Genomic DNA, 23,624 nt, shown 5'->3' with positions numbered 1-23,624 from the left:
GTTAAAAGTGTACTACTTATATAAGGGAGAGATTAATATGGCACAAACAGCACGTCCTATGGCCTTTATGAGAGAGCATGATAGTTTGCCAATACGTCCGTCATATTCCTTAAGAGACGTTTACGGAAAAGAATTAATATATGCTCCAAAATTATATGCCCGGGATTATAAGCATTTTTCTAGCGATGTACTTAGCTTAGAGGCACTGACAGGCAGGGAACTAAGTGTTTTGGGAGATTTACCGGCCGTGTGCCATGCAGGAACTGTAACCGAGCCCGCACTGGCCCTTTTGCGGGAAGCAGGTCTTGAGGTGCCTCCTGTTATATATACCTATCGGAATGACAAAGAATACGTCGAAATTTTAAATATGCTAAATCAGCAAAATAAAGAACTTATTTTCCAGTATCCTCATCCAGTTGAAGAGGTGTCGCCGGATTTATACTGGATTGATCCGGAGGTGCTTGCGTATTTATGCGACAAACGCAATATACCTGAACTGGTTCCACCAGAAAACGTGCCTGGACGAAGTATGATGAGCATTCATCAAATCTTGGAAGAAAAGCCGGCACTCCCGCTGGTATTAAAGACAGGGGACGGACGGCCGACCTCGGGAGGATGCGGTGTTTTGCTGGTCGAAAGGGAACAGCAGCTTCATGAGTTGGGTGAGGATTTCGGTGATTTGTCACGTATTATAGTCGAAGAATTTATCCAATATGATGAAAATATTTCGGTCCATTTTCTAGTGGACAAGCACGGCGAGATCCGTTTTCTCGGTAAATCCGAACAGCTTGTCAATAAAGATGGCTGCTTCCGCGGCAGCTGGATCACTACAAAAGTGGATGATAAAATCTCAAAGATTGTAGAAACCGGTTATAAAGTAATGGAAAAAGTCGCTGAAAAAGGATATGTCGGGGTCGCCGGGTTTGATGTTCTGGTTAGGGGAGACCGTCATTATTTCATTGATTTGAATGTACGGTTCAATGCATCCACATGTGGTTTATTGCTATATGACGATATAGAAAAAAGATACGGAAAGGATATTATGCGCCTGTGTAATTTAGAGTGGACCTCTGATTTTGAGAATCTGATTCCTGTGGTTAAAAAATACATGGCAAACGACCAATTTATCCCGTTAAGTCTCCTCGACGCTGATTATTTCCCTGGAGAAGCGCGAATTAACAAGGTAGTTGGACTTGTTATCGGGCATTCAGCCGGAGAAGTGGAGTCAATTCTTGAGGAAATGAATAATGATGGCCTTTACCTGAGAGAGTAAAAAAAACACATATTATCGCGGCCAGTGTCTGATATTGCCACAGACGCTGGCCGTATTATTTTATTGGGTAATCCAATAAAAGCTATGACTCTTAATCAATATACAAATAGCAGGGCCATCTGTTCTTCCTAAGGAAGGCTCTGCTCACCCACTATTTTCTCCCCTATACCCGGCTTTTCCGGTGGATCATCATCTTTATGTTTCCATTCAAACCCTGCTTCAACCGTACCGGTTGTCATTAAGGGCTGTTCCGTTCCGGCGCCCTCGATTATCTGCCCTTTGTTTTCCCGCTCACTTTGCGGCATCGGTATCCCCCTTTTCTTTTGAAAGTCGGTCATAATATCTTCCTTTTAGCTGCTTGTTATACCTCTGGCCATTTATTCTTAGATCGCCCTGCGCTCCCCCCCCCCGGTACGATGTGTAAATAATTGGATAAGTCGTGAGAGTTGTCATACATTTTAGGGAAGGCTTATCATAAAAAGGTTAAAGTTAAAAAACATATTAAAGTTAAAAAATCGCTATGGGCTTTTGGAAGGTGAGAAAATGAGCTGGAATATACAAGAAGTAGCAAATCAAATAGCCGCTCAGAAAATGGAGCTGGCTAAACGTATTACCAAAATCCAAAACGAAAACCACCCTGAACAGCAAGTCCCCCTTTCAGAAACTTTACTGGAAGAGCGAATGAAGCTCATAGAAATGTATCAGGAGCTGCTGGTGGATCCAATTGATGTCGCCTTGCAAAAGATCGCCGTTTGGGGAGAAGAGACAGGAGAATATTGTGCGAGATTGGGCATGACCATAGATGTGGCCCTTGATGAATTGCCCATCTACCGAGAAGTCATGGCGACTATTATCTCCGAGGAGGCAAAGGCACAAAATGCCAGTTTTGATGAGTACAGCGAGGCCACGGGCAAACTTCATCGCATCATTGACAAGGCAGCGCACAGCTTCAGTGTAGCTTTTGTTAAACATCACAATCGTTTAATGATGACAGCAAAAGAAGCTTTAAATGAGCTATCAGTCCCGGTGGTTCCCCTGGAAGAAGGAGTCGCAGTCCTGCCGATTATTGGGATGGTGGATACAGACCGCGCCAAACTTTTAATGGAAGAAGCATTAAAACGCAGTACAAAGCTAAATATATCTTATTTTATCCTGGACCTATCCGGTGTTCCCATAATTGATACGATGGTGGCCCATCAGCTTTTTCAGGTGATTGATTCATTAAGGCTTTTAGGAATAGAAGCAGCCATTACAGGCATACGTCCTGAAATCGCCCAGACTGTCGTAAGTCTTGGACTGGATTTCAGCCATGTCAATACCTTCGCAACCCTGCAGCAGGCGCTTTCTGCTTATCGAAAGGCTGGACACGGAGAACCAAGCCAAAAACAATACTCCCTCAGCCAGTTTAAACGAGGAAATGAAAAGAGCGAATAAAAAATCCACTGCCTCATGCCGGCAGTGGATTTTTTCTATTATTAAGTAACCGCGATTCACTGCAGCGCCTTACCCAAGATGTTTCATTTGGTCCATTTGATCGCTGTTATAGTTGTTCCCTTCCCAACCTCAGAATCAATGGAGAATTCATCCATCAGACGCTTAACTCCAGGAATCCCTGCACCCAGGCCGCCAGATGTAGAGTAGCCATCCTCCATCGCTTTTCGAATATCCGCAATTCCCGGCCCTTCGTCAGATGCTATTACCCTGATGCCGCGTTTCCCCTGCTGTTCAATGGCCTCGATATCAATAAAACCTGTTCCAGCGTATAGGAAGATATTTCTGGCCAGCTCAGAAATGGCGGTAATAATCCTCACCTGATCAACCGCGCCAAAGTTTAGGGCTTTTGCGATTTCCCGTCCTTTTCCGCGTGCAGTTACAATATCCATTTCTGTATTGATCTCTATCATATTTTTGCACCCGCGCCGGATTGGTTTAATAATTCAATTCCCTTTTCGAGGTCAAGGGCGGTTCCAATCCCCTCGAGCGATATCCCTAACTCTATCAGTGTTATGGCCACTGCGGGCTGGATGCCTGTCAGGACAACCTTCGCTCCCATCAGCTCTGCCATCGCTACTGTATCGCCTAATACCTTAGCAATAAATGAATCGACGATATCCAGTGAAGTTAAATCCAGGACAATTCCAGCTGCCCCTGTTTCATGTGTTTTGGCCAACAAGTCTTCCTGCAGGGTTAAAGCACTTTCGTCATCCAGCTCAAACTGAATCGACACCAGTAAAATGTCGTATAATTTTAATATAGGAATCCTCATGATTTCCCCCTCCAAATGCAACAACCTGCCATAGCTTTCAATTTGCGCAAAAATTAAAAATGCCAAAAAGCGGGTATGACAACCCTGCTTTTTGGCTACATCTAGTTCCATGCCTAGCTTGTTGCTGCCATATTTATGTTCTTGGTTTAAATATAAAAAGAATACTGCTTTTATCCCGGTCAAAATCCCAGTCAACCAATATGTCTGTTAATTGAGCATGCAAATACTTTTCAAAATTTTCTCTATGCTGATGCAAAACTCTTTTTTCCAGATTCCTCTTGGAGATTCTGAGCTGTTCATGGAATCCTAACTGTATGAGTTCTTTTTCAATGCTGATAAATATTCCTTCCCTTATTATAAGGATAGTCCGCGGATTTATCAAATAAGAAAAAATCTTATCCGGACGCTTTTGAATTTCGGCAGTAAAATTTGATATCTCATTATGTATTTTATCCTGATTGCTGTATGATGCTTCGAAGGCAGTACGAGTTGTTTCACTGATACCTACAAACATGCCTGAACGGGAATCCAGATTCCAATCATAGTAAAACTCCTGAATCTCCATTCCTACATTCACTTTAATATAAGCCTTCATCTCTTCTATTAATGTTTCCATCAAGAAATCACGGGTTTCCTGTACAAAAACGACGCCTCTTTTTTGCAGTAGGGTTTTCTCCATAGGAGATAGGAAATTCGTGAAATAGACCGTAACAAAAGGAGGAGTAATACTGACAAAGACGGAGTCAGGGCCGCGGCCAAAATTCTCACGCAGTGTCCGTGCAATAAAGCTAGCGAGTTCTTTTTCCGATTTACTGTTCTCCATGTTAGCCACCCTTACGTTTAATAAATGTTCTTCCCTTTTAAGGCACTTATATATTTAACATACATGCCATTAAATTACAAACTGCCTGCGGCGTCGATTGGAGCCAATTTAACAAAAAAGCTCAATGTGATAGTCATTGAGCTGTCCTGATGATTATTCCGTTACTTCTTCCGTTTCTTCTGGCTTAATGCGGTCTAAAGCCATTGTATAAGCATCATTTCCATAATTCAAACATCTTTTCACACGAGAAATGGTAGCAGTGCTGGCGCCTGTCTCGGTTTCGATTTTATGGTAAGTCTTTCCTTCCTGCAGCATCCGCGCAACCTCCAAACGCTGAGCCAGCGACTGGATTTCATTGACGGTACAGAGGTCATCGAAGAATCGATAACATTCTTCCAGATTTTCCAAAGATAAAACGGCTTTAAAAAGCTGATCAAGCTCTTTTCCACGTAATTTATCGATTTGCATAGCATATCTCCCTTTTATTTATTAACGATTTATATAAGTCCAAGACTTTGCATTCCACTGGAATAATTACAAATCCCAAATATCCGCGTTTTGAAACTCCCCAGCTTTTGTAACCTGTATGCCGCCTGGTCCGCGATTTTGGTTCCTAAACTTTATCATTGCTCTTTCGCCGGAGTATAGCTTCTCCCGCTCTTAAGTTAATCTCACGCATGCCTTACTTGTCAATAGTTCTATATCTATACCTGCAAATATTATCCAGAATACAAGAACTTTGTATACTTGGCTTTTCGGTTTTCTTCTTGAAACGGGTGTACTTCCCCTGTTTTTGCCGACAGCGGGGAATTTGCAGCCGTTTTAACAATAAGGTGCCAGCCCCTTAATTGATAGTTCATTTCTCAAGTAACAATCAGTAAATCAGAGCAGCTTCGAATCTTGCTTCGATAATATAGTTTTCTGTTAGTTCCGTTTTTAATATTCTCGGCAGCAGGATCATGACAGCTGTACTTCTTGAGTGCGCCGTCGTGATCATCCTGCAAGCACAATGCAGCGTAAAATGATGTCCGTGCTCTTCCGACCCCAGCTTTGATTTTAATCTTGCTTAACCCTTTTATTGCATACCGACACCAGAAGCTTTGCAGACTGTACTCTTTGCCTTTTTCCTTATGTCAAATTACTCTGTTATTGATCCCAGCTCTTAAGAAGTTCTTCTGTAGAGATTTTCAAACTGTTTCTTTTCCATTTTAACGCATTATTGGAGGAAAGAGTACATTTTTGTTCATGACATCATACATTCCTCCAGGAGTGATGCGGATATACGGAAGGTGAGTAGACGAAAAAAACAACAGACTGTAAATCGGATCTGTGAACCCGTATCCTCTTTCGCTTAGCAGACTTTTAATTTTGTTTTCCTCTGTGATTAGCTGGTCGACCGGTGCATCCGACACAAGTCCTTTTACTCGTAAAGGCAATTCATGTAGGATGTCACCTTGTTCCGCCATCACAATGCCGCCTCCGAGCTCCTTCATACGGTTGAACGCGAGCAGCATGTCCTCCTTCCTTTTACCGATGATAATTATATCGCCCGTACTCGAATAAGAACTGGCAAAACCGCAAAGCCTTGTTGCAAAGCCTTTTAGGATCGTATTAATTCTCCATTTTCCTTTTGAATCAATGAGCATGAAGAAACACTCATCATGGTCGAAGGATAGTTCGTCAAACGAAACATCGGAAGCTATAGAGTAAGGTTTTGTAATGACTTCATTGACCATTTGAATCCCAAACGGCATAGAGAACTCAAAATCACTCATGTTAATTTCCCAATCGAGCTCTAATGGCTCCATGCCAAATTCGGACCACTCAATGCTTCCATATTCCCCTTTATCTTCTCCGTCCCTTTTTATCCATCGTCCCTTTGAAAGGACAGATATCGGTGTAGGATTATGGGGATCTTCCAGGAAGTTAATATTGGCGACGCGCCCTGTTGCAATATTCCCATGCAAATATTCAATATTGTAATACCGGGCCACATTTATCGTGGCCATATTATAAGCATCAATCACCGGGACTCCCATTTCAATGGCAATCCGGATCATCATGTCCTGCAAGCCTCGTTCATAAAAAGATGGAGGCGACCCATCTGTAGTAAAGAAGAATTTATCATATTGATCAATCCCCAGCTGCTTGATTTCTTCGAGCAGCTTCGGCAAATCCGGACGGATGGAGGAATGTCGCAGCGAAACGGTATAGCCCTGCATCAATCGTGCCATCACTTCCTGCCCTGTCATGGCTTCATGGTCGCAATCGGCACCAAACAGCATCATCTTTGCCAGTGTTTTTTCCGAGGCACCTGGAAAATGGCCCTCGATTTGCTTCCTCATCCTCTTTGCTTCCTGCATCCAGTGAAGCATCATGTCATCGCCTGCCAAAAGCTTAGGCCAGCCAGTGAGCTCCCCGCCCTGAAGAACTGCATCGTGTTCCAGCCATGATTTAACTTCACCATGTGAAAAAACCATTTCTTCATTCTGGATTTCAGTCTGGGCATCAAATCGGCACCACCAATACATGGTTGCAGGAATATTGCGCAATTCCTTCAATAAAGTAAACGCTTTCTTTTTTTCCAATTGTAAAAAAAGCACCAGATTATCATTGATTAAAGTTGTTGTCCCGAAATTAGACGCATACCTGGCCAGCGTTAGGGGATTATATATTTGAAAAGGGTGAGAATGGGGCTCTATATAGCCAGGGACGAGGTAACGTCCTTCACAATCCACTACTTCACAATTATTTAGCTTTTCCGGCAGCTTATCTCCAACATATACAATCCGATCTTCATAAATCCAAATGTTGGCTGTCATCCATCTTCGCAACACCTGGTTTAGGTATGTAGCATTTTTTAATAATATGGTTGGTGCTTTTCCACCATCCAACACATCCACATGTTCACGCAAATGTATGTTTTTCCACCTGTATCGTTGTTCAAGCATGAACATTATTCCTCCTGTCTTACCTGCCATAGGCTGATCATCATTTATTAGAACGCTCTGAAAGATAGCGCTTACAAAAATAGTTACAATTTTCTACTAATTCTTATTTATTTTAACATATGTATTAATTTAACACATTAAAGTTTTAAAATTTAAATGCAATATTTGTGTAAAGGGAGTGCCATTACATGCAATTCAAACAAAATATCAGTATAATGAACGCTTTAATCCGGATTACATGCGGATTTACAATGCTGGCCTGGGCAACTGCAAGACTTTCCAGAAAAAGGCACCGCGATTCCTATTTGGTCGCCGCAATGCTTGGCGGAATGAAGGTCGGCGAAGGAATGCTCCGCTATTGCCCATTGACAGACCTGTATGAACAAAGCAGGGTGGACAGCCAGGATGAAGAGCAAAGCCGGAATATATCTTTACAATAAAAGATTTTTACACAAAGCATGCAAAAACCCGGTCTCTGACGATCCGGGTTTTTTGCGCCAATAAAAACATGGTTCAGGTCCAGCGGCTAAATTGCAATATTGGACAATAATTTGTTGTAAAAAGAAATATTACTAGGAGAAATCGAATTGTATGGCTTTATGCCCGATATCCTTCCTCCAAAACAATCCGCTGTTCTCCAAATATTCCACCTCTTTATAGACTGCAGCCTGTGCAGCCAATAAATCATCACCCTTAGCCGCTATCAAAAGGACACGGCCCCCGTTCGCAATATATTGGCCCTTTTCATTTTTATCGGTTCCCGCATGGTATACGTGGACATTGCCATCAAGTTTTTCCAGACCTGTGATGACGGTACCCTGTGCATACTCTGCCGGATAGCCCTTGGCTGCAATGACAACTCCTAGCACCGGCTGTTTATCCCACTCTAGTTCAATATCCCGTTTATCAAGTACCGCCTCGATCACATCGATAAAATCGGTTTTAAGCCGTGGAAGCACCACTTGTGTTTCTGGGTCTCCAAACCTGGCATTAAATTCAATCACCTTCGTGCCTTGCTTGGTTGTAATTAAACCTGCATACAAGATACCTGTAAAGGGTCTCCCTTCTGCAGCCATACCGGCAGCCGCCGGTTTTAATATATTCTCCAGCGCCTTTTCAACGATCACCTCAGGTATTTGAGGGACAGGCGAATATGCTCCCATTCCGCCTGTATTAGGGCCTGTGTCTCCGTCAAATGCACGTTTATGGTCCTGGGCAATCACCATGGGGTATACCTTTTCTCCATTGACAAAACCCATGAAGGAAAACTCTTCGCCATCCAGAAATTCTTCAATGACTACTTTGGCAGAGGAGGAACCAAATCGTCTGTCAACAAGCATTTCATGAAGTGCCTTCAGTGCATCTTCCGTTGTTTTAGCTACAACCACTCCCTTGCCTGCAGCTAATCCATCAGCTTTGATTACAATGGGAACACCCATTTCCTCCACATATGCTTTTGCAGCTTCATAATCGGTAAAGGTGGCAAATTGTGCTGTAGGAATATTATATTTTTCCATCAGGTCTTTCGCAAAGGATTTACTGCCCTCAATCTCTGCAGCCAGCCTGCTTGGTCCAAACGCACGCAGCCCCTCCTTGACAAAGTCATCTGCCAGCCCATCCAGAAGGGGTACCTCTGCACCAATGATGGTTAACCCGATCTGCATTTCTTTCGCAAAAGAAATCAGGGCTTTATGATTGTTTTCCTGGATATCGACAAGCTCTGCGACATCTTCCATACCTGGATTCCCAGGTGCCGCATAAACCTTTCCTACCCTGCTGCTTTCAGCCAGCTTACGGGCAATTGCATGTTCCCTTCCGCCTTTTCCAACAACTAATACGTTCATCCTTACACCCCATTTGTAAAATGAAACGCCTGCAAAATCCAGTCAATGGCTGCAATAAGTTATCTAACTCAAACATGGGCGCCGCTAGATTCCTAAGCCGTCCTGATATTGCACCTTAGGAACTTCCGACTCGCATTCTTCCTTATTCTTGCTCGGGTCCGCCCTTCGTTTTTTCTGTCCATTGCCGAATATGCTGACGCCTCTGTTACTGATTAAAATGATTTATCTGTTTTTACCCCGGATCCCGATAAATCAGTCTTTCAGCAGAAGGAAATTAATGTTTAAAATGGCGGATTCCAGTGAATACCATTGCAATTCCATATTCATCAGCTTTTCTGATAGAATCTTCATCCCGAACCGAGCCGCCTGGCTGAATGATTGCAGTAATTCCTGCTTTCGCTGCTGCTTCTACCGTGTCATCCATTGGGAAAAATGCATCTGATGCCAGTGCAGCGCCTTTCGTCCTGTCACCGGCCTGTTCCAATGCTATTTTTGCAGCACCTACCCGGTTCATCTGGCCAGCACCAACACCCAGCGTCATGCTGTCACTCGAAACGACGATTGCGTTTGATTTAACATGTTTGACTACCTTCCATCCAAGTTTCAATGCAGCCCATTCCGCATCTGTCGGCCGGCGCTCTGTAGGGACCGTGATATTTGCCTGCTCCAACCCGTATGTATCCATATCCTGAACCAGTAATCCGCCTTCAATAGAAGTCAGCTTCTTTTCTGATTTCTTTTCGCCGTTAAAGTCTATTGCCAGCAGACGAATATTTTTCTTCACTGTAAGGATCTCAAATGCATCTTCAGTAAATCCTGGCGCAATGATAATTTCCAGGAAGATGTCCTTTAACAATTCAGCCGTTTCTTTATCAACTTCCCGGTTTAAAGCAATGATTCCCCCGAAGATAGAGGTTTCATCAGCCTCATATGCTTTTCTGAAAGCCTCGAAGATTGTCGTACCCGTACCCACTCCACATGGATTCATATGTTTGATCGCTACGGCTGCCGGCTCGGAAAATTCCTTAACCAATTGGATAGCTGCGTCTGCATCGTTAATGTTATTGTATGACAGTTCCTTGCCATGGAGCTGTTTTGCATATGCAATGGAGAAAGCGGAGCCCAGCGGCTTTTTATAAAAGGCTGCCTTTTGATGCGGATTCTCTCCATATCTTAGCGACTGCTTCAATTCATAAGTTACAGTCAGGCTTTCGGGATTTTCCTCTTCGGCAAGCGCAGTCATATATTCACTTATAACGGCATCGTAAGCTGCTGTATGGCGGAAGACCTTCGCAGCAAGCTTTCTGCGGGTTGTTTGAGACACCTCCCCATTTTGAAACAGTTCAGCCAAGACGTTGCTGTAATCCTTAGGATCGGTAATCACAGTCACATAATCGTGGTTTTTTGCTGACGAACGCAGCATCGTAGGACCGCCGATATCGATATTTTCAATAGCATCGTCTACAGAAACGTCCCGCTTTGCGATAGTCTGTTGAAATGGATATAAATTCACACAAACCAGACTGATTGGCATAATGCCATGCTCCTCCAGCTGTTCCTTATGGCTTTTATCATCCTGGCGCGCCAAAAGAGCACCATGCACATTTGGATGCAGGGTCTTTACACGTCCGTCCAGTATTTCAGGAAACCCTGTAACATCGCTGATTCCAATTACCTCAACACCGTTATCCACCAAAGTTTTTTTCGTTCCGCCTGTTGAAATAATCTCAAAACCAGCTTCCTTAAGCCCTCTGGCAAATTCAACAATCCCAGTTTTATCTGAAACACTTAGCAATGCCCGTTTAGACATACTTGTACCCCCTCTTATGTGATTTTCCCATAGTTCCAAATCTGCTTTATCAAAGCACAGTATATGTCTTGTATCGGTCCGAACCAACCTATTTGCGGAGCAGCTCTGCCAAAACGGCCGGGTATAATTCATGCTCGACAGCCTGAATCCTTTTTTGTAAGCTGTCCTTACTATCGGTTGAAAGAATCGGTACTTCTCTTTGAGAAATTACTGTTCCTGTATCCATCCCTTCATCGACATAATGGACGGTTACCCCGGTTGTGCCCACTCCAGCCTGCAGTGCCTGACCGATTGCATCCTTTCCGGGAAAGCTCGGCAGCAAAGACGGATGTATATTGATGATCCTGCCTGAATACTTGCTTAACAGTGTCGGTCCGATCAATCGCATGTATCCTGCCAGCACGATCCAGTCAATATCATGGATAGCAAGCTCCCGCAATATTTCTTTTTCAAAGCTTGATTTCGTCTCATATTGTTTTGGATCAAATACGAATACCTTTATATTTTCAGCCAGCGCCCGTTCCAGGACAAAGGCATTTTTATTATCACATACCAATAGACTTAACTCAGTTTGCAAGGAGCCTGACTTAATCGCATCAACAAGAGCCTGAAAGTTGCTGCCATTGCCGGATGCAAATACGGCCATTTGTTTCATCGGGAAAAGGAAACTCCTTCCCCGGCTACAACCCGGCCGATGATGCTTGCCTGTTCGCCGCGGCTTGTAAAATGCCCGACAGCCGCTTCCGCATCCTGCGAATCTACCACGATCGCCATGCCAATTCCCATATTAAATATGTTATACATCTCATGGCGGGAAATATGGCCTGTTGATTGAATCAAGTCAAACACCGGAGGGATGCTCCATGTATTTTCTTCAATCTCGACCCCTATGCCTTCGGGAAGCATTCTCGGGATGTTTTCAATAAAGCCGCCGCCGGTAATATGCGCCATGCCCTTAAGTGTAAATCTCTCCATCGCGGATAGAATGGATTTTACATAAATTTTTGTAGGTTTGAGGAGCTCGTCTCCAAGAGTACAGCCTAGCTCTTCTATATAATCCTCCAGCTTCAGCTTTCCATTCTCAAGCAAGGTCTTCCTAACCAGGGAGTAGCCATTGCTGTGAATGCCGCTGGAGGCAAGTCCAATGACAGTGTCACCAGGTTTGATGCTGCTGCCGTTCACAAGGGCGGATTTTTCACATGCTCCGACCGTAAAACCAGCCAAATCATATTCTCCCGGGGAGTACATGCCTGGCATTTCGGCTGTCTCTCCTCCAATCAGGGTGCACCCTGCCTGCTCACAGCCATCAGCTATACCTTTTACAATATTCTCGATCTGCAGCGGTTCCTGTTTACCACAAGCGATATAATCAAGGAAATATAAAGGCTGTGCACCTTGGACGACAATATCGTTGACACACATTGCCACACAATCAATCCCGATGGTATCATGCTTATCCATCATCATGGCGAGCATCAGCTTCGTTCCAACGCCGTCCGTACCTGAAACCAATACGGGCTCTTTTAGTCCAAGGGAGGACAGATCAAACATCCCCCCAAAGCCGCCGAGCCCGCTGAGAACCTCCGGACGCATGGTCCGGTTTACATGCTTCTTCATCCTCTTTACTGACTCATAGCCTGCCTCGATATCTACACCAGCCTGTCTATATGCATTTGCCAAGGGAATTCCTCCATTTTTAGCATTTTTGATAATCAGGCAGTGCCTGGTCATAGATTTCTGTCGGGTACTGTCCTGTAAAGCAAGCCAGGCATTGGCCGCGGTTTTCCCCAGCAAAGTCTCTGCCTATCGCCTGAACCATTCCCTCCACTGTCAAAAAGGTTAGCGAATCTGCTCCAATCAGTTCCCTGATTTCTTCCACCGATTTTTCGGAAGCAATCAGTTCTTCCCGGGACGACGTATCGATTCCGTAAAAACAAGGGTTTTTAATCGGCGGCGAGCTTATGCACACATGCACCTCTTTCGCGCCTGCTTCCTTAAGCATGGTGACAATCCGTCTGCTTGTTGTGCCGCGAACGATAGAATCATCCACCATAATGACACGTTTCCCTTCGACTACTCCCCTTACCGGTGACAGCTTCATCTTTACGCCTTGTTCTCTTAGTGATTGAGAAGGCTGAATGAATGTCCTTCCGACATACCGATTCTTGATCAAACCCATTTCATAAGGAATACCTGAGGCCTCAGCATATCCAATCGCAACCGAGATACTGGAATCCGGAACTCCAGTAACGACATCAGCCTCTATAAGCGCTTCAGCAGCCAGCTGTTTGCCAAGGTTTTTCCTGGCAGTGTGAACATTAATCCCATCAATGTTACTGTCAGGACGTGAAAAATAAACATATTCCATCGTGCACATGGAACGCTGGCTTGACATGGCGAAGCGTTCTGAGAAAATGCCTTCATCGTTCATGATAACAAGTTCTCCCGGCTCAAAATCGCGAATAAATTCTGCTCCTACTATATCAAGCGCACAGGTTTCCGATGCCACTACATAAGCATCGCCCAGCCGGCCCAGGGAAAGCGGACGCAGACCGTGCGGGTCTACCGCAACAATTAGTTCTGTTTCAGTCATGATAAGGAACGCATATGCGCCCTTTAACATGCCAAGCGCATTTTTTACACGATCCTTCATTCCGGAAAATCCGCCGCGCTTTATTAAATGCGCCAGTACCTCGGTATCCGAGGTGGTTTGAAAAATGCTGCCCTGCGCCTCCAGTTGTACCTTCAACTGGGTTGCATTTACCAGGTTCCCATTGTGTGCGAGTGCCAGGCTGCCGCTCTGTGAATTAAACAGCAAAGGCTGGACATTTTCAATGCCTCCGCCTCCAGCAGTAGCATAACGCACGTGTCCGATTGCTGCCATCCCGGAAAGCCCGGACATCTTTTCGGCGGTAAAGACCTCAGTTACGAGGCCTTCACCTTTGACTCCTTTAAGCAGAGCGTCTTGCTTCAACACCATTCCGGCGCCTTCCTGTCCCCTGTGCTGCAGGCTGTGAAGTCCGTAATACGTGATTTGTGCCGCATCCGAATGTCCCCAAACCCCAAATACTCCGCACTCTTCATTAAGACCTTTTATTTCAGCAAGCATGGAATAGCTCCTTTCCAGGAATTGTGCAGCTGTTCTACTTCTGCTTCCAGAATGACAGTATCGTCTTTTGTGAATGTTAAAACTGCCTGGTCTGTCACTTTTCCTACCAACTTTGCATCTTCCACCATTTTTTCGAAAGCTGTCTTGTTTTCAGGTCTGACCGAGATTAAGAATCGGGATTGCGTTTCGCTGAACAATTCTACGATAACGTCCCCTTGAAGGGTAATCTCTGCCCCTAATTGCCCTTTGCTGAATAAGGCTTCAGCAATAGCGACTGCCAAACCGCCCTCAGCAAGGTCATGCGCAGAAGCAACAAGCCCTTCCCTGATTGCCGCTAAAATTTCAAGCTGGCGTCTTGATTCTACTTCTAAATCGATCTCGGGAGCCTGCCCAAAAATTCGGCCTTCCTCCATTTTTTGAAGTTCACTGCCGCTAAATTCAGCCTTGGTTTCTCCCAAAACATAAATCAGGTCGCCTTCATTTTTAAAATGCTGTGTAGTGATATGCCTGATATTTTCTACAAGGCCTACCATTCCTACCACCGGTGTTGGGTAAACGGCAACACCGTTCGTTTCATTATATAAAGACACATTTCCACCGATTACAGGAGTCTCTAAAGCACGGCAAGCTGCGCTTAGCCCGTCGGCGGCCTTTTCAATTTGCCAGAAGATCTCCGGTTTCTCAGGATTCCCGAAATTGAGGCAATCGGTAATGGCAAGAGGTTCTCCACCCGAACAGATTATATTTCTGGCTGCTTCCGCAACGGCAATTTTCCCGCCCGTCTCAGGGTCCAGATATAAATAGCGGGAATTACAGTCAGTCGTCATAGCCAGCGCTTTTTCTGTTCCCCTGATTCGCAGCACAGCGGCATCGGATCCCGGTGCAACTACTGTATTTGTACGTACCATATAATCATATTGGTCATAAACCCATTCTTTGCTGGCAATGGTAGGCTGGGATAAAAGCCGCAGCAGCGTGTCCTTGTAGTCGGATACGTCAGGAATCCATGCCTCCATTTCCTGAAAATCACGATAGTACTGCGGCTCGCTGGATGGCTTATGATATACTGGAGCCTCTTCCGCCAATGCATCGACAGGCACTCGTGCAGCAATTTCGCCATTATGGTAAAGGGTAAGATTTTTGTCATCGGTAACCTTTCCGATTGAAACCGCCTCAAGGCCGTATTTAGAAAACAAATCCACTATTTCCTGTTCGCCTCCTTTTTTCACCACGATCAGCATTCTTTCCTGTGATTCAGACAGCATCATTTCGTAAGCAGTCATACCTGTTTCCCGCTGCGGCACAAGATCCAGGTGCATTTCAATACCTGAGCCAGCCTTGCTTGCCATCTCAGCCGAAGAGCTCGTAAGGCCTGCTGCTCCCATATCCTGAATCCCGACAAGTGCATCTGACTGGATCAATTCCAGGCATGCTTCCAAAAGGAGCTTCTCCATGAAAGGGTCTCCTACCTGTACGGCCGGGCGTTTTTCTTCAGATGCTTCAGATAATTCCTCTGATGCAAAGGTTGCCCCGTGTATTCCGTCGCGGCCGGTTCTTGCCCCGACATACATTACAGTATTTCCGACACCATGGGCTTGGCCCTTTTTAATGTCCCTATGATCTATCAATCCTACGCACATTGCATTTACAAGCGGATTGCCCGCATAGGAAGGATCGAACTGGATTTCTCCGCCCACTGTAGGGATTCCGATGCAATTGCCGTAACCTGCAATTCCGGCTACAACCTCTTTAAATAAATATTTAACACGATCATTATCCAGTTCCCCGAAACGCAGAGAGTTCAAAAGGGCAATGGGACGCGCTCCCATCGAGAATACATCTCGGATAATTCCCCCAACACCTGTAGCCGCTCCCTGATATGGCTCGATCGCAGAAGGATGGTTATGGCTCTCAATCTTGAATACTACCGCCTGGCCGTCTCCAATGTCGACGATTCCTGCACCTTCTCCCGGCCCCTGAAGCACTCTTTCCCCGGTAACAGGAAACTTTTTCAGCACAGGTTTTGAATTTTTGTATGAGCAGTGCTCAGACCACATAACCGAGAATAACCCCGTCTCCGTGTAATTTGGGAGACGTCCTAGAATCTTCTCAACCATCTCAAATTCCTCGTCCGATAATCCCATCTCCGCATAAATTCTATTAGTTTTGATCAATTCCGGATTTGGCTCAAGCAGTAAAGACATATGATTCCCTCCAGCTTTTTACGATTGATTGAAACAGTTTTAATCCGTCAGCACTACCCAAGAGCGGATCTACCGCGCGTTCCGGATGCGGCATCATTCCCAGGACGTTTCCTTTTTCATTGATGATGCCAGCTATGTCCCCAAGGCTGCCATTAGGATTTTCCCCGTGGTATTTGAATACAATTCTATTATTCTCTTTCAATTGGGACAGTGTCGCTTCATCACAATAATAATTTCCTTCTCCATGTGCAATTGGAACAGAAATGATTTCTTCGTTATCATAGCTGTTTGTAAAAATGGTAGTATTATTTTCTACTCGCAAAGAGACCGGTCGGCACATAAACTTAAGGTTTGTATTTCTTCTCATCGCGCCCGGCAGCAATCCTGCTTCAAGTAAAATTTGAAATCCGTTGCACACTCCCAGGACAGGTTTTCCGGCCTCTGCTGCCTTTATAACCTCCGCCATAATGTTGGAAAAGCGGGCAATGGCTCCTGAGCGCAAGTAATCCCCATATGAAAATCCCCCAGGCAGCAGAATGCCGTCAAAGCCATCCAGATTCTTTTCAGTATGCCAGACATATTCCGCTTCTTCACCAAGCTCATCTTTGATTGCATGATACATATCGGCATCGCAGTTCGAACCGGGAAAAACAATCACCGCAAACTTCATTGTGCTACTACCTCCTCGATTTCATAGCGATAATCCTCAATAACCGTATTAGCGAGAAGCTTTTGGCACATATTGCGTATATATTGGTCAATATCTTCACTGACTTGTTTGATGGAAAGCTCGATATATTTTCCAATCCGGACATCGCTTACTTCACGATAGGCCATACTGTGCAGGGATTGTTTCACCGCTGTTCCCTGTGGATCCAATACGCTTTCCCGCAATGTTACATATACCTTCACTTTATACATGTTGATGCCCCTCCAGCTTGGTTAATATTTTTTGATAAGCTTCCGTTAAACTTCCTAAATCTCGGCGAAATACATCCTTGTCCAGCTTTTCATCCGTAGACATGTCCCAAAGACGGCAGGTGTCAGGCGAAATTTCATCCGCAAGCAGAATGTCACCGTCTTCCGTTTTTCCGAATTCCAGCTTGAAATCTATTAAGCTGATGCCAAGTTCTTTAAAAAATGGTGTCAAAACAGAATTAATTTTGCGAGCTTCCTGTTTAAGAACGGCGACTTCTTCAGCCGTGGCAATCCCCAATTCTTCAATATGCTCTTCATTCAGCAGCGGATCCCCAAGCGAATCGTCTTTATAATACAGTTCCACTAAACTTCTTTTCAGCGCTGTTCCTTCCTTAAGGCCGATTCTTTTGGATAGCGTTCCTGCTGCGATATTCCTAACAACAACTTCAAGGGGGATGATGGAGACCTTTTTGACTAGCTGTTCCCTATCTGAAATCTGGCTCACAAAGTGTGAAGGAATGTTTTCTTGATCAAGCTTTGAAAATAGCAAACTCGTTATTTTATTATTCAGGACACCTTTTCCTGTTATTTCTGCTTTTTTTACCCCATTAAATGCTGTAGCCGAGTCCTTATATTCAATCCATACCAGGTCTTCTTGATCTGTTGCATAGATTTTCTTTGCTTTTCCTTCATAGAGCATTTCTCTCTTTTCCATTGTGTGCCCTCCGTCTTCGGAATAGTATGAATGTTTGGAGTAAAGGACTGCCAGATTTCACTGGCAGTGCCACTTTATAAACCTAATCGGCCAAAGATATAATCTACATTTTTCAGGTGATGCTTATAATCAAAACAATCATCGAGTTCTTCTTTTGTAAGTAGACCGGTGATTTTCTCATCCTTTTCAAGCAATGTACGGAAAGGCACCTGTAATTCCCATGCTTCCATTGCCTTTGGCTGAACGGTATCATACGCTTCTTCGCGCACGAGCCCCTTTTCAATCAAGGCAAGCAGTACACGCTGGGAGTAAATTAAGCCAAGAGTACGGTCCATATTACGCTTCATGTTTTCCGGATAAACGGTCAGGTTTTTAATAATGTTTCCAAAACGGTTTAGCATATAGTTCAGGGCAATGGTAGCGTCAGGAAGGATGATTCTTTCAGCTGACGAATGAGAAATGTCCCTTTCATGCCATAATGGTACATTTTCGTACGCTGTCATCATGTAGCCCCGGATTACCCGTGCCATCCCTGTCATGTTTTCAGATCCGATTGGATTGCGTTTATGTGGCATTGCAGATGATCCTTTTTGGCCCTTTGCGAAGAATTCCTCTACCTCGCGCGTCTCACTTTTTTGAAGGCCGCGGATTTCTACTGCAAACTTTTCTATGGACGTTGCAATCAAAGCAAGGGTGCTCATATAGTGGGCATGCCGATCACGCTGCAGCGTCTGGGTGGAAATCGGCGCAGCCTGAAGTCCCAGCTTCTCACATACATATCTTTCAACAAATGGATCGATGTTTGCATATGTCCCTACTGCCCCTGAAATTTTCCCAAATTCGATGCCTTTTCTGGCTTCCTTAAACCTTTCCACATTCCGCTTCATTTCTTCATACCATAGACCAAGCTTAAGCCCAAATGTCGTAGGCTCTGCGTGGACACCATGTGTACGTCCCATCATGACTGTATATTTGTGTTCGATTGCCTTATGCTTAAGGATTTCAACGAAACGGTCCAGATCCTGCGAAAGGATTTCATTTGCTTGCTTTAATATATAAGAGAGTGCTGTATCTACAACATCAGTGGACGTTAGCCCGTAATGCACCCATTTTCTTTCTTCACCTAATGTTTCGGAAACGGCCCTTGTAAAGGCAACCACATCATGGCGTGTTTCCTCTTCAATTTCTTTAATGCGCTCTACATCAAAGGAAGCGTTCTGGCGCAGCAGCCGCACATCTTCCTTTGGAATCACACCAAGCTCCGCCCAAGCTTCACATGCCAATATTTCGACCTCCAGCCAGGCATTAAAGCGGTTTTCTTCTGTCCAAATGGCACCCATCTCCGGGCGGGTATAACGTTCAATCATCTTAAAACCTCCATATATTCCTCTGAGTCCCAAAGCTTGCTTTCCATGCATTCTTTCAATGCTTCATCCGCAGTCTCGCGCAAAATATTGACATGCCCCATCTTTCTATTCACCTTTGCCTCCTGCTTTCCATAAAGGTGAATCTTCCAGTCGGATATCTTGCTGATATTATTGATGATGGGATGTACGTGCTGTCCTAATATATTTACCATTACAACGGACTTTAACAGATTTGTACTGCCAAGAGGCCAGCCACAAACGGCCCGTATATGCTGTTCGAATTGCGATGTTGCGCAAGCATCTATCGAGTAATGCCCGGAGTTATGCGGTCTTGGCGCAAGCTCATTAATAATAATTTCATCATCAACGGTCAAAAACATCTCGACGGCTAATGTGCCTACCAATCCTAGCTCTTTTGCAAGCTTCTCTGCTTGAAGAATCGCCTTGTTCCTCGCAGCTTCGCTTATTCTGGCAGGCACAATGCTTTTATCAAGAATATTATTTTTGTGTATATTTTCAGCTATCGGCAGTATACTGTGTTCTCCATGGATTGAACGGTTGATGATGACTGAAATTTCTTTTGTAAAGGCAACCCAGCCCTCCAGAACGCACTCGCCTGCTTCAAGGATTTCAGTTGCTTTGTCTATGTCTTCAGCCGAACGGAGAACATATTGTCCTTTTCCGTCATAACCGCCTCGGGCTGTTTTGAGGACACATGGATAGCCTAATCGTTCAGCATATCTACCGAGATCTTCCTTATTACTAATGACAAAGTAAGGCGCCACAGGAACTCCAGCAGCGGATATAGCGTCCTTTTCAGAAATCCGGTTCTGGGTGATTTTCAGCAATTCTGCCCCTTGCGGTATATAAGCATGCCTGCTTAGCCATCCCAGTGCCGGAGCATTAATGTTTTCAAATTCAAAGGTGATGACGTCACTTACAGCTGCAAGCTCTTTTAATTTCTCTGTATCATCATATGCGCCCGTTATTTCAATATCTGCGACCTGGCCACAGGGACAATTAGGCGCAGGGTCGAGTACCGCAATATTGAATCCCATTGCCTTTGCCGACAGTGCCATCATTCTGCCAAGCTGCCCGCCGCCTATAATGCCGATTGTCTGTCCAGGTAATATGACCTTCTTATTTAAGCTGCTCACTGCTTTGCAACACCTTTTCTTTAGTTTCGTTTCTTAATGATTCCAGCCTGTCCGAAATAGTTTGATCTGATACCGCTATAATTTGAGCAGCCAGAAGGCCTGCATTTATGGCCCCAGCTTTGCCGATTGCCACTGTGGCAACCGGCACCCCTCCTGGCATTTGAACAATGGAAAGCAAAGAATCCATTCCATTCAATGCCTTGGTCTTTACAGGCACCCCTATCACAGGCAGTACTGTCTTTGCCGCTGTCATACCGGGAAGGTGTGCAGCTCCTCCCGCACCAGCTATAATTACCTTGATTCCTCTTTCCTTTGCCGTCTCCGCGTATTCAAAGAGCAAGTCCGGTGTCCGGTGCGCTGAAACCACCCTTTTCTCAAAAATAATCCCGGCCTGTTCAAGTGTTTCACATGCATACTGCATAGTTTCCCAATCGGACACACTTCCCATTATAACGCCAACTTGCGGTTTCATTATGTCTCCTCCCCGCCAGTAATATATATTTATAAAATAAAAAAACCGGACAGACCACCCTTTTTAAAGAGAAAGTAGTCTGCCCGGATGTAATCTTTTGGGACGAAGATGGATCTAATCCAGTCTCAATATCTACTTCCTCTCATAGTCCAACGATTTACGGTCACTGGGTAGAAACTTTCGGGCCATATCCCCGGTATTATATGAGAGAATTCGCTTTTACCACCCCCATCTTATCAGGGATAAGAAAACTGTGTCAAGTAAAAATCGAATATTAAGTAGAATTGAACTACGATTGTTCGTGTTTAGGAATGCTACTTCTAGGTTTCCATCAATTTAGCTTCGAACACAATCTGCCTGCCTATAGGTTCATATTGCACTTCCCCATCCACCATTTTCTCTTCAAAAACCGGTTTCTCCGTCCGGCGGACAGGAAAGTATCCTGCTTCTCTTATCCGGTTGAGGCACTGATCAATGCTTTCCCCTTCAGCAACCTCGAATGTCTCCTTCTTACTTTTCTTAGTCACCTGCTCATATCCCTTCTATATATAGTTGTTAACTTTTTCCTATTAATCAAACACACGTAATAAGTCGATCTTGTCCTTTTTATTTTATCTTACTATACACATATAAATCGAAAAAAAGAAGCCTCTTTGGTTCATCATCATTTTGCTAATGTGAGGCTGCAGGTGATGTATTATGATGGTATGAGAATGCCCATGAGAGAAGGTTCAGAAAAGGAAATTGTATAAAAAAATAGTGAAGGAGACTTTATATTCATATGAGCTGAAGCTGTTTATTTATTCTTCTAAACTTCTTCATACTGACCTTTTACTTTTTTACACTTACTTCCACAGTGGATAGATTTAGTTAGCCGTCCGAGTCTAATATAATATTGGGAGACTTCAATCGTACAAATCTTTAAATTCCAATCATAAGTAGTTGAGAAGTAACGAAAATTCATGCTTATATGTCATCTTGCCCCATCTCGTGACGTGATTATGTTTCCTGATTACAATATTATTCCTCACCAATCTCTATTTTTGCTAGAAAGAGTCGTACTATTGCTTCCTTTCCTAACCCCCTAACCTGATTCCTTTGCTTCTCCTATCCAGGTTGTAGTGTCTCAAAAATAGGTTTTGGGAAAGGGGGTCCTCATTAACGAATATGGCAACAAAAAAACCAGCCTTTCGACTGGTCTGTTCTTGCTTGGCGACGTCCTGCACATTTAATTAGCAGTTAGAGCATAAAATTTAGATTTCGAGCATAAAATTGCAAATATCGAGTATTAATTTCATATTTCGAGCATTAAACTCAAAAAATCGAGCATAATCAAGTTAGTCTAAAAAGTGGACACGTAAAAAAGATAACTTATAATAAACATAATTATTAAAAGGACGTGTTCAGAGTGGGGAAACATCGTGATCCGGAATTTAAAGAATATGTAGCTAAATTAGTGGTTGAGGAGGGCCGGGTAGCCCGGGAAGTAGCATACGAGCTGGAAGTGCCGTATCCCACTCTTCGCAGGTGGGTTAGTGAATATAAGAAGAAATTAAGAAACGGGACAGAAAAAGAGACATATATAACACCTGCAGAACTTAAAAAACTACAAAAACAGCATGAAAAAGAGATTCAGCAGTTAAGAGAGGAAAATGAAATTCTAAAAAAGGCTATGCACATCTTCACAAAAAACCAAGCATAATTTACAGTTTCATCTATGCTCATCGGGATGAACATACTGTGGTGATGATGTGTAAAGTCTTAAAAGTATCGAAGAGTGGATATTACAAGTGGATAGATAACAAAGATAGGGTCGACCTCGAAAGAGAGGCTTACAAGAAAGAAATCCAGCAGAAAATAAAAAAATCTTACTATGAAAGTGAAGGAACTTATGGAAGTCCCAGGGTCCATCATGATTTAATCGAATGGGGATATACGATTTCAAAAAAAACGGTCGCACGAATCATGAAGGATTTAGGTTTGCGTGCTATCCCGGAAGAAAGATTTGTCGTGACCACGGATTCCAATCATGATTTGCGCCTTTATCCTAATCTTTTAAATCAAGAATTTCGTGCGCAAGCGCGGGATCGGATATGGGTAGCAGATATTACATACATTTGGACCCTGGAAGGATGGGTTTATTTGTCGACCGTGATGGATTTGTTTTCCCGAAAAATAGTGGGATGGAGCATGGATTCCCATATGAAAAAGGAACTGCCGCTGCAGGCTTTAAACATGGCGCTCCTGACGCGGCAGCCTACAAAGGAATTAATCCACCATTCTGACCGAGGATCCCAGTATTGTTCTAACCAGTATGTGGAGAGGCTGCAGGAACTTAACGTTAAAATCAGCATGAGCAGAAAAGGCAATCCATACGACAATGCCTGCATAGAATCGTTTCATGCGACAATTAAAAAAGAGTTAATTTATAGAAGACGTTTTAAGTCTCGGGCAGAAGCAACAAAAGCAATCAATTACTACATCAGCAGTTTTTATAACCAAAGAAGGAAACACTCGACTTTAGGCTTCTGTTCACCTAATCAATTCGAGAGAAATATGGGTTTCGCAAGCTAGTTTATAACTAATAATTTCACCATTTGGGTATGAAGTGAACAGTCAGGTTTTTGACTGATCACTTTCAGAAACCTTCAGCAAACGAAATGCGCTAGAGATTTAGAACAAAATAAAATCAAAGCCTATTGTCCACTTTCTTGA

General features: G+C 44.0%; 24 protein-coding genes and 1 riboswitch. Of the genes, 5 read left to right on the top strand and 19 right to left on the bottom strand.

Going from position 1 to position 23,624, the window contains the following annotated elements; all coding sequences use genetic code 11:
- The first annotated feature begins 37 nt into the window (after window positions 1–37).
- Window positions 38–1,273, top strand: coding sequence for an ATP-grasp domain-containing protein (locus tag V1500_RS02330; RefSeq protein ID WP_409304031.1), 1,236 nt, complete (start codon window positions 38–40; stop codon window positions 1,271–1,273).
- 128 nt (window positions 1,274–1,401) lie between these two features.
- On the opposite strand, the gene V1500_RS02325 is transcribed toward V1500_RS02330, so the two are convergent.
- Window positions 1,402–1,578, bottom strand: a complete 177-nt coding sequence (locus V1500_RS02325; protein WP_409304030.1) for a hypothetical protein — start codon at window positions 1,576–1,578, stop codon at window positions 1,402–1,404.
- 238 nt (window positions 1,579–1,816) lie between these two features.
- On the opposite strand from V1500_RS02325, the gene V1500_RS02320 reads away from it, so the two are divergent.
- The gene (locus V1500_RS02320; protein ID WP_409304029.1) at window positions 1,817–2,707 is read left to right on the top strand and encodes an STAS domain-containing protein; all 891 of its coding nucleotides are present in this window, start codon (window positions 1,817–1,819) and stop codon (window positions 2,705–2,707) included.
- Window positions 2,708–2,790: 83 nt separating this feature from the next.
- Here V1500_RS02320 and V1500_RS02315 read toward each other — a convergent pair whose 3' ends face one another.
- From V1500_RS02315 to V1500_RS02295, 5 genes are all read right to left on the bottom strand, one after another.
- Entirely contained in the window at window positions 2,791–3,177 is a 387-nt protein-coding gene (locus tag V1500_RS02315) for an anti-sigma regulatory factor (protein WP_409304028.1), read from the bottom strand.
- Window positions 3,174–3,539, bottom strand: a complete 366-nt coding sequence (locus V1500_RS02310; RefSeq protein ID WP_409304027.1) for an STAS domain-containing protein — start codon at window positions 3,537–3,539, stop codon at window positions 3,174–3,176. Before V1500_RS02310 ends, V1500_RS02315 begins: the two co-directional genes overlap by 4 nt.
- Window positions 3,540–3,672: 133 nt before the next feature.
- Window positions 3,673–4,362 carry a DUF2294 domain-containing protein gene (locus V1500_RS02305; RefSeq protein ID WP_409304026.1) on the bottom strand — a complete coding sequence of 230 codons (690 nt, stop codon included), beginning with the start codon at window positions 4,360–4,362 and terminating at the stop codon, window positions 3,673–3,675.
- A gap of 153 nt (window positions 4,363–4,515) precedes the next feature.
- On the bottom strand, window positions 4,516–4,830 hold the full coding sequence (locus V1500_RS02300) for a YerC/YecD family TrpR-related protein (protein ID WP_409304025.1): 315 nt from the start codon (window positions 4,828–4,830) through the stop codon (window positions 4,516–4,518).
- Window positions 4,831–5,570: 740 nt separating this feature from the next.
- Window positions 5,571–7,313, bottom strand: coding sequence for an adenine deaminase C-terminal domain-containing protein (locus tag V1500_RS02295; protein WP_409304024.1), 1,743 nt, complete (start codon window positions 7,311–7,313; stop codon window positions 5,571–5,573).
- A gap of 188 nt (window positions 7,314–7,501) precedes the next feature.
- Between V1500_RS02295 and V1500_RS02290 the strand changes: the two genes are divergently transcribed.
- Window positions 7,502–7,753, top strand: a complete 252-nt coding sequence (locus tag V1500_RS02290; RefSeq protein ID WP_409304023.1) for a YgaP-like transmembrane domain — start codon at window positions 7,502–7,504, stop codon at window positions 7,751–7,753.
- A gap of 132 nt (window positions 7,754–7,885) precedes the next feature.
- On the opposite strand, the gene purD is transcribed toward V1500_RS02290, so the two are convergent.
- The 13 genes from purD to V1500_RS02225 form a co-directional block, all read right to left on the bottom strand.
- Window positions 7,886–9,157 (bottom strand): phosphoribosylamine--glycine ligase, encoded by a 1,272-nt coding sequence (gene purD, locus V1500_RS02285; RefSeq protein ID WP_409304022.1) that lies wholly within the window; start codon window positions 9,155–9,157, stop codon window positions 7,886–7,888.
- Window positions 9,158–9,431: 274 nt separating this feature from the next.
- Window positions 9,432–10,967 (bottom strand): bifunctional phosphoribosylaminoimidazolecarboxamide formyltransferase/IMP cyclohydrolase, encoded by a 1,536-nt coding sequence (purH, locus tag V1500_RS02280; RefSeq protein ID WP_409304021.1) that lies wholly within the window; start codon window positions 10,965–10,967, stop codon window positions 9,432–9,434.
- An 88-nt stretch (window positions 10,968–11,055) separates the two neighbouring features.
- A complete protein-coding gene (purN, locus tag V1500_RS02275; protein WP_409304020.1) occupies window positions 11,056–11,622 on the bottom strand; it encodes a phosphoribosylglycinamide formyltransferase in 567 nt (188 codons plus the stop codon).
- Complete coding sequence (purM, locus tag V1500_RS02270) at window positions 11,619–12,647, bottom strand: phosphoribosylformylglycinamidine cyclo-ligase (RefSeq protein WP_409304019.1); 1,029 nt, start codon at window positions 12,645–12,647, stop codon at window positions 11,619–11,621. Before purM ends, purN begins: the two co-directional genes overlap by 4 nt.
- A 16-nt stretch (window positions 12,648–12,663) precedes the next feature.
- Entirely contained in the window at window positions 12,664–14,076 is a 1,413-nt protein-coding gene (gene purF / locus V1500_RS02265) for an amidophosphoribosyltransferase (RefSeq protein ID WP_409304018.1), read from the bottom strand.
- Window positions 14,061–16,280 carry a phosphoribosylformylglycinamidine synthase subunit PurL gene (purL, locus tag V1500_RS02260; RefSeq protein WP_409304017.1) on the bottom strand — a complete coding sequence of 740 codons (2,220 nt, stop codon included), beginning with the start codon at window positions 16,278–16,280 and terminating at the stop codon, window positions 14,061–14,063. The genes purF and purL overlap by 16 nt, the downstream gene beginning before the upstream one ends.
- A complete protein-coding gene (gene purQ, locus V1500_RS02255; RefSeq protein ID WP_409304016.1) occupies window positions 16,264–16,950 on the bottom strand; it encodes a phosphoribosylformylglycinamidine synthase subunit PurQ in 687 nt (228 codons plus the stop codon). Before purQ ends, purL begins: the two co-directional genes overlap by 17 nt.
- Window positions 16,947–17,201 (bottom strand): phosphoribosylformylglycinamidine synthase subunit PurS, encoded by a 255-nt coding sequence (gene purS, locus V1500_RS02250; protein WP_409304015.1) that lies wholly within the window; start codon window positions 17,199–17,201, stop codon window positions 16,947–16,949. Before purS ends, purQ begins: the two co-directional genes overlap by 4 nt.
- Entirely contained in the window at window positions 17,194–17,913 is a 720-nt protein-coding gene (gene purC / locus V1500_RS02245; protein WP_409304014.1) for a phosphoribosylaminoimidazolesuccinocarboxamide synthase, read from the bottom strand. Before purC ends, purS begins: the two co-directional genes overlap by 8 nt.
- Window positions 17,914–17,987: 74 nt before the next feature.
- Entirely contained in the window at window positions 17,988–19,280 is a 1,293-nt protein-coding gene (purB, locus tag V1500_RS02240) for an adenylosuccinate lyase (protein ID WP_409304013.1), read from the bottom strand.
- Window positions 19,277–20,437 carry a 5-(carboxyamino)imidazole ribonucleotide synthase gene (purK, locus tag V1500_RS02235; RefSeq protein WP_409304012.1) on the bottom strand — a complete coding sequence of 387 codons (1,161 nt, stop codon included), beginning with the start codon at window positions 20,435–20,437 and terminating at the stop codon, window positions 19,277–19,279. Before purK ends, purB begins: the two co-directional genes overlap by 4 nt.
- Window positions 20,421–20,909: a 5-(carboxyamino)imidazole ribonucleotide mutase gene (purE, locus tag V1500_RS02230; protein ID WP_409304011.1), complete on the bottom strand. Its 489-nt coding sequence runs from the start codon at window positions 20,907–20,909 to the stop codon at window positions 20,421–20,423. Before purE ends, purK begins: the two co-directional genes overlap by 17 nt.
- 125 nt (window positions 20,910–21,034) lie before the next feature.
- A riboswitch (purine riboswitch) is annotated at window positions 21,035–21,136 on the bottom strand.
- Window positions 21,137–21,229: 93 nt separating this feature from the next.
- Window positions 21,230–21,436, bottom strand: coding sequence for an NETI motif-containing protein (locus V1500_RS02225; RefSeq protein WP_409304010.1), 207 nt, complete (start codon window positions 21,434–21,436; stop codon window positions 21,230–21,232).
- An 881-nt stretch (window positions 21,437–22,317) separates the two neighbouring features.
- Here V1500_RS02225 and V1500_RS02220 point away from each other — a divergent pair.
- The gene (locus V1500_RS02220) at window positions 22,318–22,611 is read left to right on the top strand and encodes a transposase (protein WP_409300131.1); all 294 of its coding nucleotides are present in this window, start codon (window positions 22,318–22,320) and stop codon (window positions 22,609–22,611) included.
- Window positions 22,608–23,483: an IS3 family transposase gene (locus V1500_RS02215; RefSeq protein WP_409305893.1), complete on the top strand. Its 876-nt coding sequence runs from the start codon at window positions 22,608–22,610 to the stop codon at window positions 23,481–23,483. The genes V1500_RS02220 and V1500_RS02215 overlap by 4 nt, the downstream gene beginning before the upstream one ends.
- Window positions 23,484–23,624 lie beyond the last annotated feature (141 nt).

It is taken from the genome of Peribacillus sedimenti (genome assembly GCF_046237635.1).
Classification (GTDB): Bacteria; Bacillota; Bacilli; order Bacillales; family DSM-1321; genus Peribacillus; species Peribacillus sedimenti.
Note: the sequence above shows the minus strand (reverse complement) of the source record. Positions and strands in the feature narration are given on the sequence as shown.